This is a genomic window from Streptomyces sp. NPDC017676, from assembly GCF_044329325.1.
Classification (GTDB): Bacteria; Actinomycetota; Actinomycetes; order Streptomycetales; family Streptomycetaceae; genus Streptomyces.
Window position 1 is genome coordinate 441,246 of record NZ_JBIRJA010000001.1, and the last position, 12,598, is coordinate 453,843.

At 72.3% G+C, this 12,598-nt stretch carries 10 protein-coding genes; 6 read left to right on the forward strand and 4 right to left on the reverse strand.

Features of this window, described 5'->3' with window-relative positions; translation table 11 throughout:
• Positions 1 to 95 precede the first annotated feature (95 nt).
• Both ACH4LD_RS01965 and ACH4LD_RS01970 read right to left on the reverse strand, forming a co-directional pair.
• Positions 96 to 3,392 carry a S8 family serine peptidase gene (locus ACH4LD_RS01965; RefSeq protein WP_398053261.1) on the reverse strand — a complete coding sequence of 1,099 codons (3,297 nt, stop codon included), beginning with the start codon at positions 3,390 to 3,392 and terminating at the stop codon, positions 96 to 98.
• A 154-nt stretch (positions 3,393 to 3,546) separates the two neighbouring features.
• Positions 3,547 to 4,089: a CGNR zinc finger domain-containing protein gene (locus ACH4LD_RS01970; RefSeq protein WP_132786246.1), complete on the reverse strand. Its 543-nt coding sequence runs from the start codon at positions 4,087 to 4,089 to the stop codon at positions 3,547 to 3,549.
• A 124-nt stretch (positions 4,090 to 4,213) separates the two neighbouring features.
• Between ACH4LD_RS01970 and ACH4LD_RS01975 the strand changes: the two genes are divergently transcribed.
• The 6 genes from ACH4LD_RS01975 (at position 4,214) to ACH4LD_RS02000 (ending at position 10,539) form a co-directional block, all read left to right on the forward strand.
• A complete protein-coding gene (locus ACH4LD_RS01975) occupies positions 4,214 to 4,660 on the forward strand; it encodes a VOC family protein (RefSeq protein ID WP_398053263.1) in 447 nt (148 codons plus the stop codon).
• Positions 4,661 to 4,662: 2 nt separating this feature from the next.
• Positions 4,663 to 5,547 carry a pyridoxamine 5'-phosphate oxidase family protein gene (locus ACH4LD_RS01980; RefSeq protein ID WP_398053264.1) on the forward strand — a complete coding sequence of 295 codons (885 nt, stop codon included), beginning with the start codon at positions 4,663 to 4,665 and terminating at the stop codon, positions 5,545 to 5,547.
• A gap of 27 nt (positions 5,548 to 5,574) precedes the next feature.
• Positions 5,575 to 6,039 carry an NUDIX hydrolase gene (locus ACH4LD_RS01985; protein WP_398053596.1) on the forward strand — a complete coding sequence of 155 codons (465 nt, stop codon included), beginning with the start codon at positions 5,575 to 5,577 and terminating at the stop codon, positions 6,037 to 6,039.
• Between the two features lie 199 nt (positions 6,040 to 6,238).
• Positions 6,239 to 7,990 (forward strand): TIGR03767 family metallophosphoesterase, encoded by a 1,752-nt coding sequence (locus ACH4LD_RS01990; protein WP_398053265.1) that lies wholly within the window; start codon positions 6,239 to 6,241, stop codon positions 7,988 to 7,990.
• 95 nt (positions 7,991 to 8,085) lie between these two features.
• On the forward strand, positions 8,086 to 9,213 hold the full coding sequence (locus ACH4LD_RS01995; RefSeq protein ID WP_398053266.1) for a serine hydrolase domain-containing protein: 1,128 nt from the start codon (positions 8,086 to 8,088) through the stop codon (positions 9,211 to 9,213).
• 141 nt (positions 9,214 to 9,354) lie between these two features.
• The gene (locus ACH4LD_RS02000) at positions 9,355 to 10,539 is read left to right on the forward strand and encodes a glycosyltransferase (RefSeq protein ID WP_398053597.1); all 1,185 of its coding nucleotides are present in this window, start codon (positions 9,355 to 9,357) and stop codon (positions 10,537 to 10,539) included.
• 3 nt (positions 10,540 to 10,542) lie between these two features.
• Here the strand turns inward: ACH4LD_RS02000 and ACH4LD_RS02005 are convergent, their stop codons facing one another.
• Positions 10,543 to 11,352: an SGNH/GDSL hydrolase family protein gene (locus ACH4LD_RS02005; protein WP_398053267.1), complete on the reverse strand. Its 810-nt coding sequence runs from the start codon at positions 11,350 to 11,352 to the stop codon at positions 10,543 to 10,545.
• A gap of 107 nt (positions 11,353 to 11,459) precedes the next feature.
• Complete coding sequence (locus ACH4LD_RS02010) at positions 11,460 to 12,521, reverse strand: hypothetical protein (protein WP_398053268.1); 1,062 nt, start codon at positions 12,519 to 12,521, stop codon at positions 11,460 to 11,462.
• Positions 12,522 to 12,598: the final 77 nt, after the last annotated feature.

Genomic DNA, 12,598 nt, shown 5'->3' on the forward strand with positions numbered 1-12,598 from the left:
CCGAGGGGTCGGTGGCCCGCGCCGCGGCCGCGGGTGACACGAAGAGGGGCGGGAGTCCGTCAGGACGCCCGCCCCTCTCCGTGCGTGTCACCCCGTTACGGCGTGACCTTCTCGATCTTCACGCTGCCGCTGCCCGCGACCGTGCCGTGCGCGTTCACGAGCTGGACCCGGCCGAAGAACTCGCGGCCGGCCGGAGCCTGGGCGGCGGCCGTGACCTGGCCGGTCACCGTCGCCGAGTCGCCCGTGCCGAGCTTGACCGGGGCCGAGCCGTCGACCGTGACGGAACCGAGCGCGGTGGAGAAGAACACGTCCCGGTAGTCGTAGTCGGTCGAGCCGGACGGGACGGAGTAGCCCACGACCTCGATGGTGTAGGTGCCGGCGGCCGGGGACGGCACGGACACCGCCTCCTCCGAGTCACCGTCGGCGGACTTGCCGACCTCCTTGCCGGACGCGTCGTACACCGTCAGGTCCAGGTCGGCCGCGGTGTCCGAGACGCCCCCGATGGCGACGTCGAGCGAGGTGGCGCCGGCCGGGACCTCCACCGTGGTGGTCTGGGTCTCACCCTCCTTGATGGCCGGGCGGGCGGTCTTGGCGGAGCCGAGCGGGCCGCCGACCAGCTTGCCGTCCAGCGCGGCGTACGCGTTGGTCACCTTCCAGGAGGCGGTGGCCGGGGTGCCCGCCTTGGCCTCGGGGACGGTCACGGTCTCCGGGTCGAAGGCGGCGCCGAGGACGGTGACGTCCAGCCGGTACGGGTTGTCGAGCAGCGGGGAGGTCCGCCGGGCCTCGACCTCGACCTCCCAGACGCCGGGCTGCGGGTCGGCGTAGGAGCGCACGTCGGGCTTGCAGCCGTTGCCGTCCAGGTAGTTGTTGTAGCAGTACGGGGTCGAGGTGTTGTCGGACGGGACGCCGTACGGGTGGATGGCGATGAACCGGGTCTGGCTCTTGTCCTTCAGCCCGCCGATCGCGACCTCCAGCGAGGTCGCGCCCTCGGGCACGGTCAGGAAGTAGGAGCGCGTGCTGTTGCGCTGCACCGAACCGGACGCGGAGTAGGCGTACTTCACCGGGGCCGCGACCACGACGGTGGACAGGATCTGCTTGTCGGTGCCCTCGGTCCGCGGGTCGTCGACCTCCAGGATCGCGCTCTTGATGCCCTCGGACCTCGGGGCCGCCTGGACCTTGACGGTGACCGGCTGGTTCAGCGGCAGTCTGACGTCGTCGTCGCCGACGATCCGGAAGGTGCCGTCGGCGTTGTTCGCGAAGCGCAGCTCGTGCCGGACCGCCTTGTCCGGGCCGGAGGTGCGGGTGATCGTGACGTCGTACGTCTTCTTCTCGCCGGCCTTCAGGCCGCCTTCGCGGTCGTAGAGGCCGGTGCCGAAGCCGGGGGTCTTCAGGGCGTAGTCGATCGCGGTGTCGACCGGGGCCTTCACGGTGTAGTCGTGCGCGGTGGCGCCGTCCTTGACGGCCTCCCAGGCGTCCACGATGTCGATGAGGCCCGCGCCCTCCTCGTACGCCTGCACGCCCTTGATGTGGTGGGCGGTCGAGGTCAGCGCGGTGCGCAGCCCGGCGGGCGTGAGGTCGATGCCCTTCTGCTTCGCGGCGCTCAGCAGCAGCGCGGAGGCGCCGGTGGCCTGCGGGGACGCCATCGAGGTGCCCTGGAGCATGGAGTAGCCGGCCGGCAGCGAGTAGCCCGCCTCGGCGACCGGGGAGCCCGGCAGCCAGGTCTGGGTGGTGTTGATCGCGGCGCCGGGCGCGCTCAGGGTCGGGGTGAAGCCGCCGTCCTCACGCGGGCCGCGCGAGGAGAAGGGCATCATCGCGTACTTCTTCTCCACGACCGAGCCGTAGTTGGCGGCCCAGGTCTCCTTGGAGATGGTCGCGCCGACGGAGATCACCTTGTCGGCGAGGCCGGGGTCGCCGATGGTGTTGGCGCCGGGACCGGAGTTGCCGGCGGAGATCACCAGCTGGACGCCGTAGGTGTCGATGAGCCGGGTGTACAGCTCGGCGCGCGCGTTGTTGCCGTCGTTCAGCGCGGGCAGGCCGCCGATCGACATGTTGACGATGTCGACCCCGCGCTTGGTGACGAGGTCGATCATGCCCTCGGTGAGGGCGACGTTGGTGCAGCCGCCGGTCCAGGTGCAGGCCCGTGAGGAGACCAGCTTGGCGCCGGGCGCCGCGCCGTTCATCCTGCCGCCGAACAGGCCGCTGGCGGCGGTGATGCCGGCGACGTGGGTGCCGTGCTCGGACTCGATGACGCCGATGTTGACGTAGTCGGCCTTCGCGCCGGAGGAGTTGTAGACGACGTCCTTGCGGGTCTCGACCACGAAGGGGACGCGCTCCACGACGTCCGTCGCCGGGTCGTCGGTGCCGAAGTACCCGACCTGGTAGCCGTCCTTGTACGGCTTCATCGCCGGGTCGTCGGTGAAGTCCAGGTTGTCGTTCGTGTCGACGCGGACCGTGCCGGCGGCCGGGTCGTAGAGCACGCCCCAGGCGTCGGTGGTGTCACCGTCCCGGTTGAGGTCGCCCTTCTCGTCGCCGCCCGCGGTGGCGGACTCGTACATGTAGTTGAACTTGTACGAGCCCTTGGGCGCCGTGAACTTCTCGGTGCCCTGTGAGGCGGTGCTGATGGAGAAGGACGGGCCCGCGACACCGGTGGTCATCCGCCGCCAGGTGCCGTCGCCGTCCACGACCGGGTCGGTCGCCGTCACCCAGTCGACGATCTTCCGCTCGCCGGTGGTGGTCTTCTGCAGGGCCGGGTGGCCGAGGTCGACGCCGGAGTCCAGGATGCCGATGGTGATGCCGCGGCCGTCCGCCTTGGGGTGGTCCTCGACGAAGTCGACGGCACCCGTCTCGAAGGACGGGTTGTACGGGTTCTCGGCGGGGGTCTTCTTGCCGGGCGCCGGGTAAGTCCCCTTGGCCGCCGAGGACTTGGTGCCGTTCGGCGTCGGGTCGTCGAGCGGGATCTCCTGCTTGAGGTCGATCGCCTGGACGGAGGAGAGCTTCGCGGCGGCGGCGATGGCCGAGTCCGCCCGGCCCGTCGGGACGGTGGCGCGGACGTAACCGAGCTTGTCGTCGGTACGGCCCACCAGGCCGCCCTCGACCGCGTCCAGCTGCCCGGCGACCTGCTCCGTCTTCCCGGGCGAGGTCGCGATCATCATCGTGACGCTCTTGTCGCCGTCGGCCTTGGCCTCGGCGAGCAGGGCGGCGTCGTCGGAGCCGAGTTTGTCGTGGGCGGACTTGACGGCGGAGTCGGCGGCCGGGGCGGGGGCCGGGTCCGCGGCGAGGGCCAGGGGTACCGGCCCCGCCGCGGAGAGAGCGGCCACGACGCCCACGGCCACGGCTATGCGGGCCAGGCGTCTCGGACCGGCTATCGGATCACGCTCGGGCATGTGGGTCATCGGCATCCCTCAGGTCAAGGAACGAGCGGACGGGAGCGCTCAGCCTGACCGAAGTGTTGCGATTTTGGGGACCGTTGACCGAATCGAAATCAAGGTATGGGGAAAACCCGCGATGGGATATGAGTGAATCCGGCCGGTATGGACCGGAATTCGCTCACCCCTCCTTGGAACGGGCGTAATGCCGGGAGGCCTTGGCCCGGTTGCCGCACGCGGCCATCGAGCACCAGCGGCGGGTGCCGTTCCGGGACGTGTCGAAGAAGTGCAGGATGCAGCCGCCGCCGGCGCAGGTGCGGATCCGCTCGGGGGCCCGGGTGAGCAGGTCCAGGTAGTTCCGGGCGGCGAGCCAGGCCGGGCCCCAGGCGGGGTCGGTGAACTCGGGCTCCTCGGCCGGACCGCCGGCGGTGAGCCGGGCGCGGATGCGGCCGTGCTCCAGTACGGCGTCCACGAGCGGCGCCGCCCGCTCCGGTGACCCGTCCACGGCCGCCTCGATCGCCTCGCGCGCCGCGCGCAGATGGCGCAGCGCCGCCGCGTCGGCCGGGTGGGTTCCGGCCAGCCCGTTGCTCGCGAGCCAGACCGCCAGCCCTTCGGTGTCCGCGAGCAGGTCCTGGGTGACGCCGTCGCTGTTCCACCGGGTGTTGAGCAGGTCGAGCGCGAGCGGCTCGCCGGTGAGCGGGCGGGGATCGCGGGCGCTGGACATCGGACACTCCTCCTCGACTAACCGCTCAAGCGTACGTGAGCGGTTGACTCCGTCGAATCTAACCCCCTAACGTGAAATACGAAGGTTAGAGATGCCCGGTGAGGGCACGCCGAAGGGAAGAGCCATGACCTTGAGCACCGGCCACACGGGCCTGAACGTCACCGATCTCGACCGCTCGCTCGCCTTCTACCGGGACGTCCTGGGCTTCACCGTGCTCGCCGAGGGCAAGGAGGACGACCGGCGCTACGCGTTCCTCGGCAACGGCGGTGACCAGCCCCTCCTCACCCTCTGGCAGCAGGCGCGGGGGTCGTACGACCGGGACCGGGCGGGACTGCACCACCTGGCCTTCACCGCCGACACGATGGACCGGGTCCGGGAGTACGAGAGTGCGCTCAGGGCCGCCGGGGCCGACTTCGCCCACGACGGCGTGGTCGCCCACCGGGAAGGAGCGGCCTCCGGCGGGATCTTCTTCCACGACCCGGACGGCACCCGCCTGGAGATCTCCGTCCCGCACGGCGCCGAGCAGGCCCCCGCCCCGCACGCCGCCGCTCCGACCTGCGGTTTCTTCTAGTCATGAGCGTGTATCACGCGGGCTCGCGGGCCCTCCAGGAGCAGGCCGGCGTCCGCGACCGGGCCGACCACGTCGGCCGCTCCCTCGGCCAGGACATCAAGCCGGTCGCGGCGGCCTTCCTGGAGCAGCAGCCCCTGCTGATCGTGGGCGCGGCGGATCCGGGGACGGGAAGGGTGTGGGCCTCGGCACTCACGGGAGCGCCGGGCTTCGTACGGGCGACGGGGCCCCGGCGGATGTCCGTCGACGGAGACGCCGCTCGGGCATTCGCCGCAACCGGCCTCCCGGCCGGCGGCCCCCGGGCCGTGGGCACCATCGCCCTCGACCCGAGAACCCGCCGCCGCATGCGCCTCAACGGCCGACTGCACCCCACGGCGACCGGCTTCACCGTGGAAGCGGACCAGGTCTTCGCCAACTGCCCGAAACACATCCAGCGGAGGGAGTCGTACGAAACGGTCGACCGCACCCCCGAGGCCCCCCGACGCCTCACCGTCCTCGGCGAGGAGGAGGCGCACCTCGTCCTCTCCGCCGACACCTTCTTCCTGGCCACCGTGCACGGAGCCGGTGCCGACGCCAGCCACCGCGGCGGCAACCCCGGCTTCGTCGAGGTCACGTCCCCGCGCGAGCTGACCTGGCCGGACTACCCCGGCAACGCCATGTTCCTCAGCCTCGGCAACCTGCGCACCGACCCGCGCGCCGGCCTGCTCTTCCTGGACTGGGACACGGGCACCACCCTCCAGCTCACCGGCGAGGCCCGGACCGAGTTCGCCCGGGACGGCGCCCGTACCGTCCGCTTCACGCTCACCGAGGCCCGGTGCACCCCGGCCGCCCTGCCCCTGCGCTGGTCCGCGCCGGAGTATTCGCCCGCCAACCCGGACAACCCGCGCTAACGTCCGTCCATGCGACGGAAACTGAGGGTGGCGGCCTACGCCGTGTGCGTCCGCGACGGACAGCTCCTGCTCGCCCGCTCACCCGCACCGGACGGCACCCCGGAGTGGGTGCTGCCCGGCGGTGGCATGGAGCACGGCGAGGACCCGTACGACACCGTCCGCCGCGAGGTCGACGAGGAGACCGGCTACCGCATCGAGGTGACCGGTCTGCTGGGCATCGACTCCTCCCGTCATGTCCTCCCCAGCGGGCGCCCGCGCCGCCGCACCGACCACCACGGGGTGCGCATCCTCTACACGGGGGAGGTCGTCGGCGGTGAACTCCGCTACGAGGTGGGCGGTTCCACCGACTTCGCCGCCTGGCAGGACCTCGATGCCGTACCCACGCTGACCCGGGTGCGGCTGGTCGACACCGCGCTGCGGCTGTGGCGCGAACAGCCGCCGCACGGACACCTGGAGGGTGTTGCGCTACCCCGGCAGTTGAACGAGGAGTGACCGGTCCCGGTCCACCGGCGATCGGCTGCATGACCGCGCCCGGTGACCCGTGATCCACGTACGGTGATTGGCGCTGCGCGTTGCCGCCCCGTTCACGCGCAGGTCATCCCCGGTGCCAACGATCCACAGTGAGCGGGGCGTTCGCGTCCGTGACGGCCCGCGACCACTGCCGACGCGTTCGCACCCGGGGAGACCGCGCATGTCGCGCATACGCTCTGTCGCCACCTCCGCCGCGGGGGTCAACCGCCGTACCGTCCTCGCCGCCGCCGGAGCGGTCTCGCTCTCCGCGGGCGTCGGCTACGCCCTGCGCCCGGCCGACGGCGAGGCCGTCACCGCCGCCGAGGAGCCCGTCGCCCACAGCGGGCGGGCCTCCGCGGCCGCCCCGCTCGCCCCCTACACCAAGGGCACGACACTCGCCTCCGTCGCCGCTCCCCGGAACAGCTCCGGCTACCGCCGCCTCGGCGACGGCCCCGGCTGGAAGCGGGTCGTGCGCGGCGAGCTGGCCACGCCCAAGGCCGGCCGCGCGGGCCGCCGCAAGCCCTTCGCCGCGTTCGTGCAATTCACTGACATGCACCTGACGGATGTCCAGCACCCCCTGCGCGCCGAGTTCGTGCGCGCAGCCGACCCGCACGCCTGGCGCCCGCAGGAGGCGCTGACCGTGCAGGGTGCCATCGCGTTCGTCGAACGGGTCAACGCGCTGCGCGGCGGGCCCGTCACCGGCGCTCCGCTGCACTTCGTCATGACCACCGGCGACAACACCGACAACAACGCGCTGTGCGAGCTTGAGTGGTACATGAAGGTGATGAGCGGTGGCCGCTTCACCCCGAACTCCGGTGACCCGGCGCGCTACGAAGGCGTGCAGAACAGCGGCCTGAAGCTGTACTGGCAGCCCGACGCCGCCCTCCGCGACAACGACAAGGCGCTCGGCTTCCCGCACCTGGAGGGCTTCCTGGCCGCCGCGATCCGCGAGGTGCGCAGCCCCGGCCTCAAGCTGCCCTGGTACTCCACCGTCGGCAACCACGACATGCTCCAGCTCGGTGTCTACGGCTCCCACGGCGACTCCTACCTGGCCGAGGCCGCCATCGGCGGCAGGAAGCTGATGACCGTCTCCGCCGCCGAGGCCGAGAAGTTCCGGGACACCAACAAGAACGCCCGGGACCCGCGGGGCACCGGCTACCGGGACTTCCTCAAGGCGCACGCGCGCGCCATGCGCTCCGTCACCCCCGACGAGAAGCGGGCACCGTACACGCCCGCCGACTACCTCAAGGCCCACCTCGACCCCGCCCACCAGGGCGTCGGCCCGGTCGGGCACGGCTACTCCTCCGCGAACCTCGACGCCGGGACCCAGTACTACTCCTTCCGCGTCTCCGACGACGTCATCGGGATCAGCCTCGACACCAACGACGCCGGCGGCCACTTCGAGGGCTCCCTCGGCACCGCCCAGCTCAAGTGGCTGGACAAGACCCTGACGGACAACAAGGACTCCTACGCCGTCGTCTTCAGCCACCACACCAGCAAGACCATGACCAACACCCGCCCCGACCCGGCCCGCCCCGGCGAGCGCCGGCACACCGGCGAGGAGCTGGTGGCCCTCCTCTCCCGGCACCGCAATGTGCTCGCCTGGGTGAACGGCCACGTCCACAAGAACATCATCACCCCGCACGCGGCCTCCGGCGGCCGCTCCTTCTGGGAGATCTCCACCGCCTCGCACATCGACTACCCCCAGCTCGCCCGCGTCGTCGAGCTGGTCGACAACAAGGACGGCACGCTCTCCGTCTTCACCACCCTCATCGAGTCCGCGGCCCCGCACCGCACCGACTTCGCGGACCTCTCGCAGACCGGCCTGGCCGCGCTCTACCGCGAGCTGTCCTTCAACGCCCCCGGTGCCGGCAAGACGTTCGCGGGCAAGGAGGCGGACCGGAACACCGAGCTGGTGCTGAAGAAGGGCTGATATTCACTCAACCGGCCTACAACCAGGCAACCTTCGCAGAACACTCCCCGGTCCCTTCCCCCGACCGCACCCACACACCACAGGTTGGGGAAGACATGCGCGCACGCACAGCTCTGGTGGGCGGCACCGCCCTGCTCCTCTCGGCGGCCCTGGCGGGGCCGGCCGTCGCGGCCGGACCCGCGCCCCACGAGCGCACCCGCGAAGCCGTCGAGGCGGCGGTCGCGGCCGGTGTCCCCGGCGCGACCGTCACCGCGCGGGACGGCCACGGCGTCTGGTCCGCCACCGCGGGGGTGGGCGACACCCGCACGGGTGCGCCGCGCTCGCCCGCCGACCGCTTCCGCGTCGCCAGCATCACCAAGTCCTTCGTCGCCACCGTCCTGCTCCAGCTGGAGGCGGAGGGCCGGCTCTCGCTCGACGACTCGGTGGACCGGTGGCTGCCGGGCGTGGTCCGCGGCCACGGCCACGACGGCCGCCGGATCACCGTCCGGCAGCTGCTGAACCACACCAGCGGCATCCACGACTACCTCGCCGACCCCGGCTTCAGCAGCGCTTACTTCACCAAGGAAGGATTCTTCCGGCACCGCTACGACACCCTCACCCCGCAGGACCTGGTGGACCTCGCCATGCGGCACGCACCGGACTTCGCGCCGGGCACCTCCTGGCGGTACTCCAACACCAACTACGTCCTCGCCGGGATGGTGATCGAGGAGGTCACCGGCCGGCCGTACGCCACCGAGATCAACCGCCGGATCATCGCCCCGCTGCACCTGCGGGCGACCTCCGTGCCCGGCACGCGGGTCACCCTGCCCCGGCCGAGCAGCAGGGCGTACTCGACGTTCAGGGTCCGCGGCGGCCCGGCGTACGACGTCACGGACCTCAACCCGTCCATCGCCTCCTCCGCCGGAGAGATGATCTCGGACTCCGCCGACCTGTCCCGCTTCTACGGCGCCCTGCTCGGCGGCGAGCTGCTCCCGGCCCGGCAGCTGAAGGAGATGAAGACGACGGTGGCCACGGAGGCCGACACCCCCCGCGTCCGGTACGGCCTCGGGCTCATGAACACCGAGCTGAGCTGCGGCGTTCGCGTCTGGGGTCACGACGGCGGCATTCACGGCTCGGCGTCCGAGGGGGCGTCGACGGCGGACGGCCGGCACTCCGTGGCGGTCAACTTCAACGGGGACTGGGCCGGGGACACGGTGGACGTGCTGGAGAAGGAATTCTGTTAGCCAACGTTTCGTACGTGTAGTTCCGCGTTAACTCGCGCGCAATGTCCGTACCGCCTCATATCGGCTAACCCGCTGTTCACGGGGATGGCTCGATTTTTGTGCAAGGCGGGTGGTCGTGTGCGCGCGAGGCACGGACTGCGTGTGCTGTCGGTCTACGAGGGCTTCTTCTCCGGAGGGGCCCGGATCGTGCACTCCGACGTCGTTCTGGGACTGGCCGAGGGCGGCCAGTCCCATCAGGTACTCAGCATCCATGGCGAGGTCCACCGCGAGGCCACCCGGCAGCGCATGGAGGACGACGCCTGTTACCGGGCGCTGACCGCCGGCGGCGTCGGCGTCACCTCGCTCGGCCGCACCGCGGGGCTGGTGGACGGCACGCTGGCGGCGAACGTTTTCAGCGGGCCCGAGCTGGCCGAAACGGCACGGTCCATGGCCGCGGCGGACGTCATCCTGTCGCTGAAGGAGCAGCCGCTGGCGCTGATCGACCAGGCCGGACTGCCCCGCCGCCCGGTCGTGGTCTGCCTGCACCGCTCCGACCCGGAGAACCAGGGACCGGCGCTGACCGAGCTGAAGGCCGCCATCGCCGACGGCACCGTGGTGGCCTGCGTGTGCTGCGCCGAGTCCACCCGGGACGCCTACGCGGCGGCCGGCGTCCCGCGCGAGCTGCTGCACGTCATCCCCAACGGGGTCGACCTGCTCCGCTTCCGCCCGGACCCGGCCGCCCGGGTGGCGTTCCGCGCCTCCCTGGACATCCCGGCCCACGCACCGGTGACCGTCTTCGCCGCCCGCTACGCCGCGATGAAGAACGTCCCGCTCTTCCTGCGCGCCGCCCGCGCCTGGCTCGCCCGCGAGCCCGAGGGGCACGTCCTGATGTGCGGCGCGGGCATGAACGGCAGCAACCCGGCACTGTGGGCCGACATCGAGATCGCGTTCGGCGCGGACCGGCACCTCGCGGAGCGGGTGCGCCTGCTCGGCGTACGCCATGACATGGAGACCGTGTACGCCGCCGCCGACGTCGTCGCCCTCACCTCCGCCTCCGGGGAGGCGGCGCCGCTGTGCCTGATCGAGGGCATGATGTGCGGCGCGGTCCCGGTGACGACGGACGTGGGCGACAGCGCGGAGATCGTCCGGGGCCACGGGTTCGTGACCCCGCAGGACCCCGAGGCCATCGCCCTGGCCTGGTCGGCCGCGGTCGCCGACCGAGCCGTACTGGCCCCGGCGCTCGCGGCGAGCCGCGAACGCTTCAGCCGTACGCGCATGATCGCGGCGTACGCCGCCCTGCTCGACGGCGTGCACACGGAGGCCTCGCGCCTGCCCGAGCCGCTGTAGCGGTCACGCCTCCCGGTTGAGCACCGGGAGGTAGCCGAGGGACTGCCCCGGCGCCGTCGGGTGGTACGACTCGGTGATCGCCAGCACGTCGACACCGCGCAGCCAGGGCCGGGACGAGCAGATCTCGTGCCCGGCGAAGGCGGCGGTGACGTCGGCGAAGGTGAACCCGTGGGCGGTGGCGCGCTGGGCGATCACGGCGTTGAGGTGGTCCACGGCGTCGTTCAGCGTGGCGCGTTCGCCGTCCGGGAGGCCCAGCGCGCAGGCGCCCTGGAGGTGGTACAGGTGCGGGTAGCCGAGCACCACGACACGGGCGGCGGGGGCCCGGTCCCGGATGGCCGAGTAGAGCCGGTCGAGGGCGGCGGAGAGGGACCCGTCGATCGTGGTGCGGGCCGTGGAGACGGCGGACCGGCAGCCGCCGCTGCCGCCCAGCGCGCACTTCGCGATGACGGAGACGAAGCCCGAGTCGCTGCCGCCGACGGTGAGCGTGACCAGCCCGGTGCGCGGGCTGAGGTGGCCGAGCTGGCTGGTCAGGACATCGTCGGCGCCGGCGCCGTTGCACGCGGCGAAGGTGAAGGACGCCGGTGCGTGGGCCTCGGCCCACAGCACGGGGTAGGCCCGGCTGCTGCGCTTGCACTCCTTGCCGGAGTCCAGGTAGTCGCCGGCTCCGGCACCGGAGGAGTAGGAGTCGCCGAGGGCCACGTAGCCGCCGGCCACGGTGCGGGGCGCCACTTGTGCCGTCGCGGGATCGGCGAACGCGCACGCGGCCGCGAGGAGGAGGGAGCACGCGCCTGCCGCTATTCGGGGGTGTCTCATGACTCTCCTGTACCGTGGCCCGCCCCCGCCCCGCCCGCCCTGCTCGTCCGTTCCGGTGACTGCTCACCCGGCCGGCGCAGCAGAACAGGACAAGCAGGCGGCCGTCGCTAACGGGGCAGCACCACGACGTACGCGGCCGGGTCGCGGTCCCCGGACGCCATGAGCGCGGTCCGCACCACCGCGGCCTGCTGCTCCATGGAGTCCCGCAGCTTCCTGGGCGTGATGTACACGACCGTGATGCCGAGACGTTCCAGGTGCTCGCGCTTGCGGGCGTACTCGGACCACAGCGCGTCGTCGTCCTGCCCCCGGCCCTGCCCATGGCCTTGCCGGGGCGCGCGGGTGTCGAGTTCCACGGCGACCGCCTGGTCCGGCCAGTAGGCGTCCAGGCCGCCCAGATGCGGGCCGCCGGGCAGGCGCAGGTCGACGTTCCAGACCGGGTCGGGCAGGCCGTACTCACGGACCATCCGGTACAGGCGGTCCTCGGCGATCGAGCGGCCCTCCGCGAGCAGCGCGTCCACGGCGTCCACCACGTGCGGGCGGTTCAGCAGCTTGGCGCAGGTCAGCTCCCGGACGACCGCCGCCGGTTCGCAGTGGCCGCCGCGCACCGCCTCGGTCAGCAGCCGCCGCACCGCCTCGGCGTCCCTCAGCTCCGCGACCGCGTCCGCCAGCGCCCGGGGCACCGGTGCCACCGGCAGGCCGGTCACCGCCTGGGGGGCGGGCAGGTCGGAGGTGCGCAGGACGCGGACGTAGCCGGCGGAGCGCAGCCGGCGCTGGCGCGGGACCAGGACGTCCACGTGGTCCAGGGTGGTCAGCGGCGGGGTCGACGAGAAGCCGTGCAGGGTCAGCGCCGCCAGTCCGGTGAGCACCGCCTCCTGGTACAGCGGCCGGTGCGGGCTCCCGGCCGTCGGCTGGACCGGGACGCCCGGCTCCGTCGCGCGGGCCGCGTACAGCAGGGCCCCGTGCAGCCGCTCCTCGCCGGTGGGCGGGCCGGGGTGCAGCAGGATCACGTGGGGGAGCAGCTCCCGCCAGGGGCCGTCGGGGCGGCACTGCTCGGCCAGCTCCGCCGTCCTCACGCCGTGGGCGCGCAACTGGGCGGCCGTCAGGACGCGGCGGTGGACGTCGGAGAGGTGGCTCAGGGGGCGGGGGGAGAGCGGGGTGTTGTGGGTCATGGCCTCGGGATTCCCGCCCCCGGTGCGGACCGTAACCACTGTTACACGGCCGTCGAGAAATGCGGACAAGACGGGAC